The organism is Pseudomonas sp. AC172 (assembly GCF_979258595.1).
The window spans coordinates 117,929-133,449 of the sequence record NZ_OZ409868.1; the positions used below are offsets into that span (position 1 = coordinate 117,929).

14 protein-coding genes are annotated in these 15,521 nt (G+C 60.1%); 6 read left to right on the forward strand and 8 right to left on the reverse strand.

Features of this window, described 5'->3' with window-relative positions; all coding sequences use genetic code 11:
• Window positions 1-2: 2 nt before the first annotated feature.
• Window positions 3-695, forward strand: coding sequence for an extensin-like domain-containing protein (locus ACZ0A4_RS00550; RefSeq protein ID WP_463572638.1), 693 nt, complete (start codon window positions 3-5; stop codon window positions 693-695).
• A gap of 3 nt (window positions 696-698) precedes the next feature.
• Here ACZ0A4_RS00550 and ACZ0A4_RS00555 read toward each other — a convergent pair whose 3' ends face one another.
• Complete coding sequence (locus ACZ0A4_RS00555) at window positions 699-1,319, reverse strand: energy transducer TonB (protein ID WP_455807622.1); 621 nt, start codon at window positions 1,317-1,319, stop codon at window positions 699-701.
• 92 nt (window positions 1,320-1,411) lie between these two features.
• Between ACZ0A4_RS00555 and ACZ0A4_RS00560 the strand changes: the two genes are divergently transcribed.
• Window positions 1,412-2,194, forward strand: a complete 783-nt coding sequence (locus ACZ0A4_RS00560) for a class I SAM-dependent methyltransferase (protein WP_463572640.1) — start codon at window positions 1,412-1,414, stop codon at window positions 2,192-2,194.
• A 132-nt stretch (window positions 2,195-2,326) separates the two neighbouring features.
• Here ACZ0A4_RS00560 and ACZ0A4_RS00565 read toward each other — a convergent pair whose 3' ends face one another.
• Window positions 2,327-2,962, reverse strand: a complete 636-nt coding sequence (locus ACZ0A4_RS00565; protein ID WP_463572641.1) for a TetR/AcrR family transcriptional regulator — start codon at window positions 2,960-2,962, stop codon at window positions 2,327-2,329.
• Window positions 2,963-3,056: 94 nt separating this feature from the next.
• On the opposite strand from ACZ0A4_RS00565, the gene ACZ0A4_RS00570 reads away from it, so the two are divergent.
• The 3 genes from ACZ0A4_RS00570 (at window position 3,057) to ACZ0A4_RS00580 (ending at window position 8,530) form a co-directional block, all read left to right on the forward strand.
• Window positions 3,057-4,157: an efflux RND transporter periplasmic adaptor subunit gene (locus ACZ0A4_RS00570; protein WP_463572643.1), complete on the forward strand. Its 1,101-nt coding sequence runs from the start codon at window positions 3,057-3,059 to the stop codon at window positions 4,155-4,157.
• 6 nt (window positions 4,158-4,163) lie between these two features.
• Complete coding sequence (locus ACZ0A4_RS00575) at window positions 4,164-7,232, forward strand: efflux RND transporter permease subunit (RefSeq protein ID WP_463572645.1); 3,069 nt, start codon at window positions 4,164-4,166, stop codon at window positions 7,230-7,232.
• Window positions 7,233-8,272: 1,040 nt separating this feature from the next.
• Window positions 8,273-8,530, forward strand: a complete 258-nt coding sequence (locus tag ACZ0A4_RS00580) for a DUF6124 family protein (protein ID WP_463572647.1) — start codon at window positions 8,273-8,275, stop codon at window positions 8,528-8,530.
• A 60-nt stretch (window positions 8,531-8,590) separates the two neighbouring features.
• Here the strand turns inward: ACZ0A4_RS00580 and ACZ0A4_RS00585 are convergent, their stop codons facing one another.
• The 3 genes from ACZ0A4_RS00585 to plsB form a co-directional block, all read right to left on the reverse strand.
• Entirely contained in the window at window positions 8,591-9,280 is a 690-nt protein-coding gene (locus tag ACZ0A4_RS00585; protein ID WP_122843237.1) for a DUF4197 domain-containing protein, read from the reverse strand.
• 40 nt (window positions 9,281-9,320) lie between these two features.
• Window positions 9,321-9,719, reverse strand: coding sequence for a YbaY family lipoprotein (locus ACZ0A4_RS00590; protein ID WP_016985112.1), 399 nt, complete (start codon window positions 9,717-9,719; stop codon window positions 9,321-9,323).
• A gap of 133 nt (window positions 9,720-9,852) precedes the next feature.
• Window positions 9,853-12,354 (reverse strand): glycerol-3-phosphate 1-O-acyltransferase PlsB, encoded by a 2,502-nt coding sequence (gene plsB / locus ACZ0A4_RS00595; RefSeq protein ID WP_463572648.1) that lies wholly within the window; start codon window positions 12,352-12,354, stop codon window positions 9,853-9,855.
• Between the two features lie 237 nt (window positions 12,355-12,591).
• On the opposite strand from plsB, the gene ACZ0A4_RS00600 reads away from it, so the two are divergent.
• Window positions 12,592-12,801: a cold-shock protein gene (locus tag ACZ0A4_RS00600; protein ID WP_007908870.1), complete on the forward strand. Its 210-nt coding sequence runs from the start codon at window positions 12,592-12,594 to the stop codon at window positions 12,799-12,801.
• 127 nt (window positions 12,802-12,928) lie between these two features.
• On the opposite strand, the gene ACZ0A4_RS00605 is transcribed toward ACZ0A4_RS00600, so the two are convergent.
• The 3 genes from ACZ0A4_RS00605 to dapE form a co-directional block, all read right to left on the reverse strand.
• Window positions 12,929-13,306, reverse strand: coding sequence for a hypothetical protein (locus ACZ0A4_RS00605; RefSeq protein ID WP_007908869.1), 378 nt, complete (start codon window positions 13,304-13,306; stop codon window positions 12,929-12,931).
• Window positions 13,307-13,381: 75 nt separating this feature from the next.
• Window positions 13,382-14,191: a putative RNA methyltransferase gene (locus ACZ0A4_RS00610; protein ID WP_400755049.1), complete on the reverse strand. Its 810-nt coding sequence runs from the start codon at window positions 14,189-14,191 to the stop codon at window positions 13,382-13,384.
• Window positions 14,191-15,342: a succinyl-diaminopimelate desuccinylase gene (gene dapE, locus ACZ0A4_RS00615; RefSeq protein WP_463572649.1), complete on the reverse strand. Its 1,152-nt coding sequence runs from the start codon at window positions 15,340-15,342 to the stop codon at window positions 14,191-14,193. Before dapE ends, ACZ0A4_RS00610 begins: the two co-directional genes overlap by 1 nt.
• Between the last annotated feature and the right edge of the window lie 179 nt (window positions 15,343-15,521).

The window sequence follows — 15,521 nt, forward strand, 5'->3', positions numbered from 1 at the left end:
ACATGGGGCGGTGGATATTCTGGCTGCTGCCGTTGATGATTGGCGGCGCCGCGGTCAGTATCTGGCGCGGTTGGCTGGACGTGCCGGCGCAGTGGAATCCGTGGGCACCGCTGGATGTGAAAGCCGAGCCCAATTGGCTTACCGGCTACAAGCTGATGCGCTTGCGCAGCGATCCTGAACTCTGCACCCAAGCGTTAAGCAGCTCCGATCTGCGCGTCACACGTCAATCCGACAGTCCTGACGCCAAATGTCCGCTAATCGGCGCCTTGCGTGTACAGGGCGGCGAGGTGGCGCTGAGCAGCAGTTTCCTCGCCAGTTGTCCGTTGGCGGTGGCCTACGCGATGTTCGAACGCCATACCCTGCAACCCATCGCGCAATCCGCTTACGGGCAGAAAGTCGCGCGTATTGATCACCTCGGCAGCTTCGCCTGCCGCAATGTCTACAATCGCGAGAGCGGGGCGCTCAGCCGTCATGCAAGTGCTGATGCGCTGGACATTGCCGGGTTTCGCCTGGCCGACGGTCGCAGCATCAGTGTGCTCAGGGACTGGCCGAAGCAAAATCAGGACGCGCAGTTTCTGCGCCAGGTGCGCGACGGCGCCTGCGAGGCGTTCAGTGTGGTGTTGAGTCCAGATTACAACGCCGCCCATCGCAATCACTTTCATGTCGATGTCGGGCGCTGGAGCGTGTGTCGCTGAGGTTTAAGCGGCGAGGCGCAGGTTCTGCAGAACGATCGGGCGGGCCCAGCCGTTATCGAAGTCCAGCGCCTTCTGTTGCTCGACGATTTCTTCCGGCGGGAACGGCGGATAAGGCTTTTGCAGCAGGTCCAGATCGAACTCGGCAATCGGAAGGTACAGTGGTTTCTTCTGCGGTGCCGGGCCAGGTTCTGGTGTTGGCTGGCCGTTGTTGATCACCACCGGACGCACCCAGCTGCTGTCGAAATCCTGTTGCTCCTGCTGAGCTTTCAGCTCTTCTGGCGGGAACGGTGGGAATGGCTTGTCGAGCAAGTCCATTTCGAACTCGGCGATCGGCAGGAACAGCGGCTCTGGCGGGCGCACTTCGGTTTCCACCACATCGCACTCGCGCTGGCTGACGATGTGCGCGTGCAGCTCGCTGCCGATGGTCGGTTCTTCCGGGCTGCTCAGGTCAACCGGCGGAAATGTACCGCAGGCAGGCACCACTTCACTCGTCTGTTCGGCCATCGCCTGGGCAAAGAAATCCTGCCACAGGTGACTGACGCCGCTCAGTGCTTGAGTGTTGTGACGGCTAAAGTCGCCATGGGGCGAAATGTAGCCAATCGATGTGGGAAGAATGCCTGACATTTTTTTCGGTTGACGCTCAGCTCTGGCAAAATGCGCGTTGAATGAGTTATCGGCGGTTTTTGCCGCTCCTTGAATTTTTGAGCGTGTTTTCCATGATTGAGCAACCCGCGGCCTGCCGCATCCATGTCGAAGCCCTCGGCGCGACGTTTGAAGCGCAAGCCGGGCAGTGGGCCGAGCGTCTCGGCCTGCCGCGTGAAGTGGCGGACGGCGAGTTTGCCTTGCAGGTCGGCGAGCAGGGTTTGCAGCTGCAACAGCTCGGCCCGGACGCACCGGGGCCGGTGCGCGTCGACTTCGTTGAAGGCGGCGCGGCACATCGGCGCTTATACGGTGGCGGCAGCGGGCAGATGATCGCCAAGGCGGTTGGCATCACCCAGGGCGTGCGCCCGCGGGTGCTGGATGCCACGGCGGGGTTGGGTAAGGATGCGTTCGTGCTGGCCAGTCTCGGTTGCCAGATGAGCCTGATCGAGCGTCAGCCGCTGATTGGCGCGTTGCTGGAAGATGGCCTGGCGCGCGCGGCGGAGGATTTCGACGTGGCGCCGATTGTGGCGCGGATGACCCTGCTCAAGGGCAATTCCATCGAGGTCATGCAGAACTGGGAAGGCGAGCCACCGCAGGTGATTTATCTCGATCCGATGTTTCCGCACCGTGAGAAGACCGCGCTGGTGAAGAAGGAAATGCGTTTGTTCCGGCCGTTGGTCGGTGATGATCCGGATGCGCCGGCGTTGCTCGAAGCCGCGTTGGCGCTGGCGACGCACCGGGTGGTGGTCAAGCGACCGCGCAAGGCACCGTGCATCGAAGGGCCGAAGCCGAGTCATGCGCTGGATGGTAAATCGAGCCGGTATGACATCTACCCGAAGAAAGCGCTCAAACCCTAAGACTGAGTCGCGCCAATCGCTGGCAAGCCAGCTCCCACAGGGTTTTGTGGTGTGTACATGATTTGTGATCACACCCCAATACTTGTGGGAGCTGGCTTGCCAGCGATGGCGTCAGTGCCGACACCGCAGAAATCAGGGCCGATAGGCGCGCATAAACAATCCCACCACTTCCTCAATATGGCTCTCCGAAGCCTCTTCACTCAACGGCTCCCCGCAGCCATACAACAAGCGAAAATTCCCAGCACCCTTGATCAGGCAAAAGAAATGCTCGGCTGCATTGCGCGGCAGGTCGATGATCAGCACGCCGCTGTCATGAATCTGCGTCAGTAACCGCTCCATGCCCTGCACCATGCGCTGCGGCCCGGCCTCGAAGAAGATCAGCGACAGTTTCGGATCCTGAACCCCCAGCGCCATGATCAAACGGTGCAGATTCACCGACTCATCGCTGTTGATCAGGTGATGAAAGCCTCGGGCAATGTTCAGCAACACATTTTCCACGGCAATGCCTTCGGGCAATTCGAAGAACAATGGCGGCAATTGCTCCTCGCATTTGGCCACCACGGCGGCGGAGAACAGCGTCTCCTTGTCGTTGAAATGGCTGTAGACCGTCAGCTTCGACACGCCAGCCTCGCTGGCGACCGCGTCCATGCTGGTGTTGGCATAGCCATGACTCAGAAACAGGATTTTCGCCGCATCGAGGATCGCCTGGCGCTTGGCCAGATCCTTGGGGCGGCCCGGGCCGTTTGGAGCTGAAAGATTGTTCGACATTCTTCGCTTTTAATACTGGACTGGTGAGTTTGCTATTAATAACATACCCGTCAGTATAATTATTCCAAGCACCATTAGCGAAAGGTCCGTCACCATGTTCCGCCATGCGTTGTCCCTCGCGTTGCCAGTGAGTCTGGCGTTCCTTTTGTCAGCGTGTGGTCAGGAAGAAGTGACGCAAGTCACCGTGCGCCCGGCCATGGTGGTGCAGCCAGAGCCTTCTGCGCAGGCGATGGAAAGTTATCCGGGTGAGGTGCGCGCCCGTTACGAACCGGATCTGGCGTTCCGTATCGGCGGCAAAGTCAGCCGACGACTGGTCGATGAGGGCCAGCGGGTGAAGGCCGATCAGCCACTCGCCGAACTCGATCCGCAAGACGTGCGCCTGCAACTGGAAGCCACCCGCGCTCAGGTCGCCGCCGCTGAAGCCAATCTCAATCTGGTGCGCGCCGAGCGCGATCGCTACAAAACCTTGATGGATCGGCAGATGGTTAGTCGCTCGGCTTACGACAACGCCGAAAACCTTTACCGCTCCGGCGAAGCCCGCCTCAAACAAATCAAAGCTGAATTCAACGTCTCGACCAATCAGGCCAGTTACGCAGTGCTGCGTGCGCCGCAGGATGGCGTGGTGGCCAAACGTTCGGTCGAAGTGGGACAAGTGATTGCCGCCGGGCAAACCGTGTTCACCCTCGCCACCGACGGCGAGCGCGAAGTGCTGATCAGCCTGCCGGAGCAGAGCTTCGGCCGCTTCAAGGTCGGTCAACCCGTGACGGTCGAACTGTGGACCCAACAGAATCAGCGCTTCGCCGGACAGATCCGCGAACTGTCGCCCGCCGCCGATCCACGCTCGCGTACCTTCGCCGCACGCATCTCCTTTACCAGCGGCAAAGTCCCGGCCGAACTGGGCCAAAGCGCTCGGGTATTTGTGCAATCGGCCGACAGCGTTTCCCTGTCGGTGCCGCTCTCGGCACTCACCGCGGAAAACGGCGCGACCTACGTTTGGGTCGTCAACGGCAACAACACCTTGAAGAAAACTCCAGTGCGCATCGGCCCGTTCGGCGAGAAAAACGTGCCGGTGCTCGAAGGCTTGAACGCCAGCGACTGGGTGGTCGCGGCCGGCGTGCATGTGTTGCTCGAAGGGCAGCAGGTGCGTCCGGTGGATCGCTCCAACCGTGTGGTCAATCTGGCGGACAAGGAGTAAGCCCCGATGCGCTTCAACCTTTCCGAATGGGCGCTGCGTAATCGCCAGATCGTACTGTTCCTGATGCTTTTGCTGGCCATCGTCGGCGCCTTGTCCTACACCAAACTCGGCCAGAGTGAAGACCCGCCGTTCACCTTCAAGGCCATGGTCATCCAGACCCGATGGCCGGGGGCGACCGCGCAGGAAGTCTCGCGTCAGGTCACCGAACGCATCGAAAAGAAACTGATGGAAACCGGCGAATACGAACGCATCCTCTCGTTCTCGCGCCCCGGTGAATCGCAAGTCACGTTCATTGCCCGTGACTCGATGCACTCCAAGGAGATTCCCGACCTCTGGTATCAGGTGCGCAAGAAGGTCAGTGATATTCGCCAGACCTTGCCGCCGGATATTCAGGGGCCGTTTTTCAACGATGAATTCGGCACCACGTTCGGCAATATCTATGCGCTGAGTGGCGATGGTTTCGATTACGCGGTGCTCAAGGATTACGCCGACCGCATCCAGATCCAGCTGCAGCGGGTCAAGGATGTCGGCAAAGTCGACCTGCTCGGTTTGCAGGACGAGAAAATCTGGGTCGAGCTGTCCAACGTCAAACTGGCGACCCTCGGCTTGCCACTGGCGGCGGTGCAACAGGCGCTGCAAGAGCAGAACGCGGTATCGACCGCCGGGTTCTTCGAAACCGGTAACGAGCGTTTGCAGCTACGGGTATCGGGGAATTTTCAGACGGTCGAGGAGATAAAAAACTTCCCGATCCGCGTCGGCGATCGTACGTTTCGGATCTCCGATGTTGCCGATGTGCGTCGCGGGTTCAACGATCCACCGGCGCCGCGCATGCGCTTCATGGGCGAAGATGCGATTGGTCTGGCCGTGGCGATGAAGGATGGCGGTGACATTCTGGTGCTCGGTAAAGCGCTGGAGGGCGAGTTCTCGCGCATCCAGAAAAACCTTCCGGCCGGCATGCAATTGCGCAAGGTTTCCGACCAGCCGGCGGCGGTGAAAACTGGAGTCGGCGAGTTCGTCCAGGTGCTGGTCGAGGCGCTGGCGATTGTCTTGCTGGTGAGCTTCTTCTCCCTCGGCGTGCGTACCGGCATGGTGGTGGCGCTGACCATTCCGCTGGTGCTGGCGATGACCTTCGCCTGCATGTATTACCTCGGCATCGGCCTGCACAAGATCTCCCTTGGCGCGTTGGTGCTGGCGCTGGGCTTGCTGGTGGACGACGCGATCATCGCCGTGGAAATGATGGCGATCAAAATGGAGCAGGGCTTCGATCGCATCCGCGCGGCGAGCTACGCCTGGACCAGCACCGCGTTCCCGATGCTCACCGGGACATTGATTACCGCCGCAGGTTTTTTGCCGATTGCCACCGCGCAGTCCGGCACGGGCGAATACACCCGTTCGATCTTTCAGGTGGTCACGATTGCGTTGCTCGCTTCGTGGGTGGCGGCGGTGATGTTCGTGCCGTATCTGGGGGAAAAACTCCTGCCGGATCTGGCGAAAATTCATGCGGCCAAACATGGCACTGGCGATGGTCAGCCGGATCCGTATGGCACGCCGTTTTATCAGCGGGTTCGGCGTCTGGTCGAGTGGTGCGTGATGCATCGCAAGACCGTGATCGTGCTGACGGTCGGGTTGTTTATCGCCTCGGTGGTGTTGTTCCGCTTCGTCCCGCAGCAGTTCTTTCCGGCTTCCAATCGACTGGAGTTGATGGTCGATCTGAAGCTGGCTGAAGGCGCTTCGCTGGCCAACACCACCGGTGAGGTCAAACGGCTGGAGGCGATGCTCAAGGATCATGCGGGCATCGATAATTACGTGGCTTATGTCGGCACCGGATCGCCGCGTTTCTATCTGCCGCTCGATCAACAACTGCCAGCGGCGAGCTTCGCCCAGTTTGTGGTGTTGGCGAAGACCATCGAAGAGCGGGAAGCGCTGCGCACCTGGTTGATTGAAACGCTGAACGAGCAGTTCCCGGCGCTGCGCTCGCGGGTGACACGACTGGAGAACGGCCCGCCGGTTGGTTATCCGGTGCAGTTCCGCGTGACCGGTGAACACATCGAAGAGGTTCGTGCGTTGGCGCGCAAGGTGGCGGCCAAGGTTCGCGAAAATCCACATGTGGTCAATGTGCATCTGGATTGGGAAGAGCCGAGCAAGGTCGTGTACCTGAATATCGATCAGGATCGCGCCCGGGCGCTGGGCGTGAGCACGGCGAATCTGGCGAAATTCCTGCAGAGTTCGTTGACCGGGTCGAGTGTCAGTCAGTATCGCGAAGACAACGAATTGATCGAGATTCTGCTGCGAGGCACGGTGCATGAGCGCACTGAGTTGTCGTTGCTGCCGAGTCTGGCGGTGCCGACGGATAACGGCCGCAGTGTGGCGTTGTCGCAGATTGCCACGCTGGAATATGGCTTTGAGGAAGGGATTATCTGGCACCGCAATCGGCTGCCGAACGTGACCGTGCGCGCGGATATTTATGGCAAGGAGCAGCCGGCGACGTTGGTCAAGCAGATCATGCCGACGCTGGATTCTATTCGTGCCGAGTTACCGGATGGTTATCTGTTGGATGTCGGCGGCACGGTGGAGGATTCCGAGCGTGGGCAGAAGTCGGTGAATGCCGGGGTGCCGATGTTCATTGTCGTGGTGCTGACGCTGCTGATGGTGCAGTTGCGCAGTTTTTCGCGCACGGCGATGGTGTTTTTGACGGCGCCTTTGGGGTTGATCGGGGTGACGCTGTTCTTGATGGTGTTCCGTCAGCCGTTCGGGTTTGTGGCGATGTTGGGGACGATTGCGCTGTCCGGGATGATCATGCGTAATTCGGTGATTCTGGTGGATCAGATCGAGCAGGATATTGCCTCGGGGCTTAAGCCTTGGCAGGCGATTATCGAGGCTACGGTTCGACGCTTCAGGCCGATTGTGTTGACGGCGTTGGCGGCGGTTTTGGCGATGATTCCGTTGTCGCGCAGTGTGTTTTTTGGGCCGATGGCGGTGGCGATTATGGGGGGGTTGATTGTTGCGACGGCGTTGACGCTGTTGTTTTTGCCGGCGTTGTATGCGGCTTGGTTCAGGGTTCGCCGGGAGGTTTGATCTGCGTTTGACGTGGCGGCCTTCGGGCCGACCATGTTCTTGGGGTTTGGGTGAATATCCGTTTCTGCGGGCGCTGTCGCTGGCGGTTTCGCTTTTACAGCGAGTCCCTTTGGCAAACGCCCCAAAGGAACCAAAGGTCTGTGCCCTGACGTTCGGCCCGCTCGCTGGGGCTCGGGGTTCCTTCGCTCCGGGATCGATCCGGGGGCATCGCTTCCGGTTTGCTTCGCTGCACCTCCTTTCGATGTGTTCGACTTCGTCGAACGGCGCTGCGCGCCTACCCCCGGATCAATCCCTCCACTCAGCCTGCCGACGGGCCTTCAGATCAAAAGCTGTACTCGAGCTAACGCTCATTGTGTTGAGTGGTGAGGAGCAGAAGCGAGTTGCTCTGGCTCTTCTGTGGGAGCGAGCCTGCTCGCGAAGGCGGCCTGACAGCCGACCTGTTTCTTGCAGATGTACGCAATCCAACTGTAGGAGCGAGCCTGCTCGCGAAGGCGGCCTGACAGCCGACCTGTTTCTTGCAGATGTACGCAATCCAACTGTAGGAGCGAGCCTGCTCGCGAAGGCGGCCTGACAGCCGACCTGTTTTCTGCAGGTGTACTCAGTTCAACTGTGGGAGCGAGCCTGCTCGCGAAGGCGGCCTGATAGCCGACCCGTTTTTTGCAGGTGTACTCCATTTAACTGTAGGAGTGACCCTGCTGGCGATGACGATCGGACAGGCAAAGTTGTTTAGCCAAGTTACGAAAACACAGAACCTTCCCACAAGGTTTTCAGGTTGTCCGTCGGAAGCGCGATCTCTAGGCTAGGTCTGTCGCTGCAAAAATCAGCGACCGGGTTTCGCAGCCCGGTTAAACTTCAGACGCACAGCGTCCACCATCCGAAAGCGGGCGCTTTTTTATGCCTGTGTCATGGCGGTTGTGCGCGGGATACCTTCGGGTATGCCGGGTGCCTGAAGTCCCGGTCTGCGAACCTGCGTACAGCTGCCACCTAACTTTCGTTTCGCAGCGAACGGTGGTGGCTCCACTACTTCAGGAGATTTCGCCATGTTCAAAACCACACCCAATCCCCCCCAACCCGTCAGCCATCCCAGCACAATTTTTACCGTCCTTCCCGAAGTCGATTCCGAAACATTACTCACTCACGCCTGTGAAACCCTGGCCTCAGCCAACATCATGGCCAGCGAACTGGCGTTCACCCTGAATGGCCCGACGTGTAGTCAGCTTCTGGGTATTCAGCAGATGATTTCCCTCGCTGAGCTGTCGGTGAATCGCGTCCTCGATCAAGTCGATCCGCAAAACTGACGCCCACAAAAAAGCCCGCTGAACCGGTGAAGGTCAGCGGGCTTTTTGTCGTTCAGCACATTACAACGTGCCGAACACCTTCTTCGCCAGGCTGGTCGCCGCAGCAGCCGGGTTCTGGCGGATGGTTTCTTCCTGTTTGCCAATCATTTCGAACAAGCCATTCAGCGCCTGCTCGGTCACGTAATTCTCAACATTGGCGCTCTTCGCATCAACAACGCCAAATGCAGCAGCCTGACCCGCGAACGAGTTGTACTTCTGCGCTACGCCAACCTTGTCAGTCGCCTGTTTGACGATCGGCAGGAACTTGGTGCGGATCTGTTCGCGGCTGGATTTGTCGAGGTATTGCGTGGCTGAATCCTTGCCGCCGCTGAGGATGCCTTTGGCGTCTTCCACGCTCATTTTCTTCACGGCGTCGACGAGGATTGGCTGGGCCTGAGTCACGGCGGATTCCGCAGCCTTGTTCATGGCGGTTTCCAGTTCTTCAACCTGAGCGCCCATGCCGAAGGCTTTCATCTTGCTCGCGGCTTTGCCGAGTTTGCCCGGCAGTTCGATCTTCACGTCCGGGTTGTTGCTGAACCCGCCGGGTGTGCCCAGTTGCTTGACGGCGATTTGTGCGCCTTGGGTCAGGGCATCCTTGAGGCCGCCGGTGGCATCTTTTTGTGACAGGTCGCTGAGCGACAGGGCCAGCGCGCTGGCGGAGATCATCAGGCCTGCGCACAGGCCGGCGAAGCGAAGGGTAGGGCGGAGCATGGCGGCTTCCTTTTTGCGGAAAAGGGTTGCGGAAAATGAATTAACGAACGGCGTCGACGCGAATTTTCAGCGGTTGCGGATCGTTGCCGTCGAGTTGCACGGCGTGGTTTTCGGTGGTGATGAACATCAGCTCACCATTGACCTCGATGCGCGCGCTGACCGAGTAACGATGGCCAGGTTTGACCTGGGCCGGATCGTAGCTCAGGTGGAAGGGCAGCGGCACCTGGCCTTTGACCGGGCCTTTTTGCTCGTCCAGCACCACGGCTGGCGCGTCGGCCAATGAAACGTCTTGCAGGCTGACGCTGAGGGTCGCGCTCGGTGGCAGGGCGATGCGTTGCAGATAGAACACTTCACCGTCGAGGCCGACCTTGCCGGCAGGGGTGGTCGATTGGCAGGCGCTCAGCAATGTGGCGGCGGCGAGCAGAGTCAGTTTTTTCATCGGAAGTTCTCCTTTTCAATGGGGGAGCGAGCTTGCTCGCGAAGGCGGTGTGTCAGTCGACTTTAACAGTGACTGAAGCAATGCCTTCGCGAGCAAGTCGAATCGTCGCACCGTCGCTCCCACAGGGTTTGCATCAGGTCTCGGGTGAGGCGACGACCTGATCTGCAGCATCTTCACTGCGATGCAGCGCGACCTGACGGATCGACAAACGAATCTCCGCCGGCAGCACGCGTTTGGCCGCACCCTCAGCCAGCTCGCCGAGCAGTTCGTGATAACTCAGTTTGCCGGCCTCGTCACGACGCAGCACGTCGAGGTCGAGCATCGTCTGGATGAAGTGACGGAACAGGCTCTTGTCAAAGAACTCCGGGGCGTTGAGGCCGTGGAGGATAGACAGGCGTTGAGCCATGACCGTGCAGAGGTCTTCCAGTTCTTCGGCGCTGATGCTGTTCTGGCCGCTGTTGAGCAGCAAGGACACGGTCATGTAGAAGCGCTGCAAGGTCTGGGCGATGCTTTTCGACAGCAGAGTCAGCAGGACGAAATGTCGCGAGCTTGGCGCTGGACGCAGGTACACATCCTTCTCGAAACGCAGCAAACCTTGCTCGACGAACGCTTCCAGCCACTGATCGACTACGCCGTCGAGTTCGTCCAGCGTCCAGCGAATGAACAGCTCCGACTGCAAGTACGGATACAGCGCACGGGTATAGCGCAGGATCTGTTCTCGGCTCATGCGCGAGGCGCTCTGGAAGAAGCTCGCCAGCAGCGCCGGCAGGGCAAAGATGTGCAAGACGTTGTTGCGGTAGTAGGTCATCAGGACGGCGTTTTGCTCATCCAGATAGAGAATCTTGCCCAGCGCATCGTTCTGCTCGGCGAGCAGGTCCATGTCCTTCACGTGCTCGATCAGCGCACGACCATCGCCTTCCGGCAGTGTGGTGTGCGGCGAGTACGGGACTTTGCGCAGGAGCGCCAGGTACAGATCCAGCACCCGCGCCATCGCGCGATCGTCCAGCGCCAGCCGCGTGGTCGACAGCAGCGCGAGGGCGACAAGGTTGACCGGGTTGATCGCCGCCGCTTCGTTCAAATGCTGCGCGACTTTTTCGCCGAGGCGGTTGGTGGTTTCGTTCAGCCACGCCGGTTTGTACTGCGGGCCGAGTTCCTGCTGGCGCCAGTCCGGTTGCTCGGCGTCGAGGAATTCCGCCAGTTTGATCGGCTCACCGAAATTCACCGCAACCTGACCGAAGCGTTGCTTGAGTGCGCCGATGACTTTGAAAATGTCGAAGATCGATTCTTTCTTCTTGCTCGCGCCACGCAGTTCGCCGAGGTAGGTGCGACCTTCCAATACGCGTTCGTAACCGATGTACACCGGCACAAACACGATCGGCATGCGCGACGAACGCAGGAAACTGCGCAGGGTGATCGCAAGCATCCCGGTTTTCGGTTGCAGCATGCGCCCGGTGCGCGAGCGGCCGCCCTCGACGAAGTACTCGACCGGGAAACCTTTGGTGAACAGCGTGTGCAGGTATTCGTTGAACACCGAGGTGTACAGTGGATTGCCCTTGAACGTGCGGCGCATGAAAAATGCGCCGCCACGGCGCAGCAGGCTGCCGATCACCGGCATGTTCAGGTTGATCCCGGCGGCGATGTGCGGCGGAGTCAGGCCGTTGCGGAACAGCAAATACGAGAGCAGCAGGTAGTCGATGTGGCTGCGGTGGCATGGCACGTAGATCACTTCGTGACCCTGCGCGACTTTCTGCACGCCTTCGATGTGGTTGACTTTGATGCCGTCGTAGATCTTGTTCCAGAACCAGCTCAGCACCACTTCGAGGAAACGGATCGCGGTGTAGGTGTAGTCCGAGGCGATCTCGTTGCCGTAGCGCAGGGCCTGGGCCTTGGCTTTTTCCGCGGAGATGTTTTCGCGCTCGGCTTCGTCGAGGATCGCTTGCTTGACCAGCGGCTGGTTGAGCAGGCCTTTGACCAGGTTACGGCGGTGGGAAATGTCCGGGCCGATCACCGCCGCTTTCAGATTGCGGAAGTGCACCCGCAGGATCCGCTGGGCCATGCGCACGGTGCGTTCGTGGCCCTTGTTGTGCTCGATCAGTTCACGCAGGTGGATCGGCGCGGAGAACTGCACTCGGGTTTTACGGCCGAGGACGATGATGCTCAGCAAGCGACGCAGGCGCCCGGTGACGGCCCAGCTGTCGGCAAACAACAGCTTCCACGGACTGTTTTCGCTGTCCGGCGATTGGCCCCAGAACACGCTGACCGGAATGATCTGCGCGTCTTCGGCCGCGTTTTGGGTGAGGGCGCTAACCAATCGGGTCAGCGTCGGCGGTGCGCCGCGTTTGTCCTGGCGACCGAGCCAGTCGGGATCCGGCGTCAGGTAGAAAAACGCCGCCGGTTCGATCAGCGAACCCACCGACACCGGCAGCACCGGGCGCGGCAGCCCGGCCTTGGTGCACTCGGTGTCGAGCACGGCCAGATCGGTCAGCGAAGGGTTTTGCAGGACGTAGAACACCGGACGACTGCGGTCGAGGTTGAGGGTGAACGACGACTGGTTGATCGTCTCCGAGCGAACCCAGAGGTACAACAGTCGGCGCAAGGTGCCAAACACAAGACGGCGGAACGGGGAACGGGTCATACGGCTTCTGCGTGAGTGAATAAAACCGAGCGTTTGCTCGGGAGGGCGACAGTTTGCCGTATTCACCGAAAATCGGCAAAAAAGCGGCGAAGTAATCTCCAGTTGAGACTTTCCGCGCCTGTCATATACTCGGCGGTCTGTCGCCGGGGCCCTTTATGGACGTCGGACACAGGCTGACGTTCCTCTAAGGCTTTCCTGCGAAAAGCCTGTTCAATAATAAAAAAGGAGTATGAACAGATGGCAACACGTGAAACCGGCAACGTGAAGTGGTTCAACGACGCCAAGGGTTACGGCTTTATCCAGCGCGAAGACGGGGTGGACGTGTTCGTGCACTACCGCGCGATTCGCGGCGAAGGGCACCGGTCGCTGACTGAAGGCCAACAGGTTGAGTACGCGGTGATTACCGGCGAGAAGGGTTTGCAGGCTGAGGATGTTGTAGGCCTGTAAGTCGCTGAAAACCACTGTGGGAGCGAGCCTGCTCGCGAATGCGGTGTATCAGTCACCATTCATATCGACTGACACTACGCATTCGCGAGCAGGCTCACTCCCACATTTGTATCCGCGTTGCCTGTTGTTACGCCGTTTTCCAGGTGATTTCTTCTTCACCGTCTGCGCTGATGCGCATCCAGCGATCTGCCGTTTCCTCACCTTCTTCCTCGACCCACGTCCCCGGCGCGCAACGCACTTCCACGTTCAGCGCAGCAAACGCGGCGCGGGCGCAGGCGATGTCGTCGTCCCACGGAGTCTGGTCGCTTTCCAGGTACAAGCTGTTCCACTTGCCCACGGCTTTCGGCAGCCAGGTCACTGGCACGTTGCCGGCCTTGCATTTGTAGGTCTGGCCTTTCTGTACCCAGTCACTGCACGGGCCCAGCGCGGCGCCCAGCCAGGCCGAAATGGCCTTGTGGTCGACGTCGGCGTCTTTCAGGTAAATCTCGATGTCCGGTTGGCGCATGGATGTCCTCACTGCGGGTCTGAAAAATCCATTCGCGGATTTAGCCGGCCCCGGGCACTCGCCCGAGACCAAAAGTTATTGAAGAACGAAATAATCGTAGCGCATCGACACGGTGGTCTCGAACGGCTCAGCCTGTTCGATCACCGCTGCGCGACGCTCGGCACTGGCGCGCCAGCCGTGGGGCGTCATCGCCAACAGGTTGGCGCGATCCTCGGGCTTGTCCAGCGTCAGCTTGAATTCCAGGGTTTCACTGTGCGCCAGCGCCATGCCTTCCGGCACCAGGGCCAGATGCTTGTCGTCGGTGTATTCGCGCACTTCGTCGTACAGGCGTTCGCGCAGTTCCATCAGATGGCCGCTGGTCGGACCGACTTTCATCAAACCGCCGCCAACACTGAGCAGGCGCTTGGCTTCTTCCCAGTCCAGTGGACTGAAAACGCTGGCGAGAAACTGGCAACTGCCCGACGCCAACGGCACCCGGGCCATGCTGGCGATCAACCAGCTAATCGCCGGATTGCGTTTGCAGGCGCGTTTGACCGCTTCGCGGGAGATGTCCAGCGCGTAGCCATCAGCGTTCGGCAGGGCCTCGGCGATCTGCGCGGTGTAATAACCCTCGCCACAACCGATATCGACCCAGCGCTCCGGCGCATAACTCGCTGCCAGTTCGGCCAGACGCTTTGCGACCGGCGCGTAATGGCCGGCGTTGAGGAAGTCGCGACGCGCTTCGACCATGGCCTGGTTGTCGCCAGGGTCGCGGCTGTTTTTGTGCTGCACCGGCAGCAGGTTCAGGTAACCCTGCCGCGCGCGGTCGAAGCGGTGGCCGGCGGGGCAGACCACGCCGTTGTCCACCGCATTCAGCGGTTCACTGCAAATGGGGCAAGCGAGCATCAGGCGAGCAACTTGATCATTGTCTGGTAGTAGATCTCGGTCAGTACGTCGAGATCCGCCGCCAGCACGCGTTCGTTGACCTGGTGAATGGTCGCGTTGACCGGGCCCAGTTCAACCACTTGCGTGCCCATGGTCGCGATGAAACGACCATCGGAGGTGCCGCCGCTGGTCGACGCCTTGGTCTCGCGACCGGTGATCGCCTTGATGCTCGCCGACACCGCGTCGAGCAGCGCGCCCGGTTCGGTGAGGAACGGCAGACCGGACAGCGCCCAGTCGATGTGCCAGTCCAGATCGTGCTTGTCGAGAATATCGGCCACGCGTTTCTGCAGGCCTTCGACGGTCGATTCGGTAGAGAAACGGAAGTTGAACACCGCCACCAGATCACCCGGAATCACGTTGGTCGCGCCAGTACCGGAGTTGACGTTGGAAATCTGGAAACTGGTCGGCGGGAAGAAATCGTTGCCGTGATCCCAATGCTCGGCGGCCAGTTCGGCCAGCGCCGGAGCGGCGAGGTGGATCGGATTTTTCGCCAGATGCGGGTAAGCGACGTGGCCCTGAATGCCTTTGACGGTGAGCTTGGCGCCCAGCGAGCCGCGACGGCCGTTTTTCACCACGTCGCCAACCAAAGTGGTGCTCGACGGTTCGCCGACGATGCACCAGTCCAGACGCTCGTTACGCGCGGCAAGGCGTTCGACCACAGCCTTGGTGCCGTGGTGCGCCGGGCCTTCTTCGTCGCTGGTGATCAGGAACGCGACCTTGCCCTTGTGGTTCGGGTAGTCGGCGACGAAGCGTTCGGCGGCGACGGTCATCGACGCCAGACTGCCTTTCATGTCTGCCGCGCCACGACCGCAGAGCATGCCGTGTTCATCGATTACGGCGTTGAACGGATCGATCTGCCACGCGGTCACCGGACCGGTCGGCACCACGTCGGTGTGGCCAGCGAAGCACAGCACCGGGCCATCGTTGTTGCCGTGGGTCGCCCAGAAGTTATCCACATCTTCGATGCGCATCGGCTCGAGCGTGAAACCGGCATCGCCCAGGCGCTGCATCATCTGCTTCTGGCAATCGGCGTCGACCGGCGTCACGGACGGACGGCGAATCAGGTCGATGGCGAGTTGGAGGGTCGGCGAAAGGTCGGCGTGGGCCGTCATGGAAAACTCCGGGAGCTTGAAATTGGGCTGGGGCCAATGTGGGAGCGAGCTTGCTCGCGAAAGCGGTGTATCAGGCAACATAAGGGTTGAATGTTACAAAGCCTTCGCGAGCAAGCTCGCTCCCACAGGGATTGGGTTCGGTCAGTTACACCGGTTATCACGCCAAGCCCCGCAAAATG

Excerpts from the sequence above, each read along its gene's own strand:
- ACZ0A4_RS00560 (WP_463572640.1), top strand. The coding sequence starts at position 1,412 with ATGATTGAGCAACCCGCGGCCTGCCGCATCCATGTCGAAGCCCTCGGC.
- ACZ0A4_RS00575 (WP_463572645.1), top strand. The coding sequence starts at position 4,164 with ATGCGCTTCAACCTTTCCGAATGGGCGCTGCGTAATCGCCAGATCGTA.
- ACZ0A4_RS00610 (WP_400755049.1), bottom strand. The coding sequence starts at position 14,191 with ATGCTCGCTTGCCCCATTTGCAGTGAACCGCTGAATGCGGTGGACAAC.
- dapE (WP_463572649.1), bottom strand. The coding sequence starts at position 15,342 with ATGACGGCCCACGCCGACCTTTCGCCGACCCTCCAACTCGCCATCGAC.
- ACZ0A4_RS00600 (WP_007908870.1), top strand. The coding sequence starts at position 12,592 with ATGGCAACACGTGAAACCGGCAACGTGAAGTGGTTCAACGACGCCAAG.
- ACZ0A4_RS00570 (WP_463572643.1), top strand. The coding sequence starts at position 3,057 with ATGTTCCGCCATGCGTTGTCCCTCGCGTTGCCAGTGAGTCTGGCGTTC.
- ACZ0A4_RS00590 (WP_016985112.1), bottom strand. The coding sequence starts at position 9,719 with ATGAAAAAACTGACTCTGCTCGCCGCCGCCACATTGCTGAGCGCCTGC.
- ACZ0A4_RS00555 (WP_455807622.1), bottom strand. The coding sequence starts at position 1,319 with ATGTCAGGCATTCTTCCCACATCGATTGGCTACATTTCGCCCCATGGC.
- ACZ0A4_RS00605 (WP_007908869.1), bottom strand. The coding sequence starts at position 13,306 with ATGCGCCAACCGGACATCGAGATTTACCTGAAAGACGCCGACGTCGAC.
- ACZ0A4_RS00550 (WP_463572638.1), top strand. The coding sequence starts at position 3 with ATGGGGCGGTGGATATTCTGGCTGCTGCCGTTGATGATTGGCGGCGCC.
- ACZ0A4_RS00565 (WP_463572641.1), bottom strand. The coding sequence starts at position 2,962 with ATGTCGAACAATCTTTCAGCTCCAAACGGCCCGGGCCGCCCCAAGGAT.
- ACZ0A4_RS00585 (WP_122843237.1), bottom strand. The coding sequence starts at position 9,280 with ATGCTCCGCCCTACCCTTCGCTTCGCCGGCCTGTGCGCAGGCCTGATG.
- plsB (WP_463572648.1), bottom strand. The coding sequence starts at position 12,354 with ATGACCCGTTCCCCGTTCCGCCGTCTTGTGTTTGGCACCTTGCGCCGA.
- ACZ0A4_RS00580 (WP_463572647.1), top strand. The coding sequence starts at position 8,273 with ATGTTCAAAACCACACCCAATCCCCCCCAACCCGTCAGCCATCCCAGC.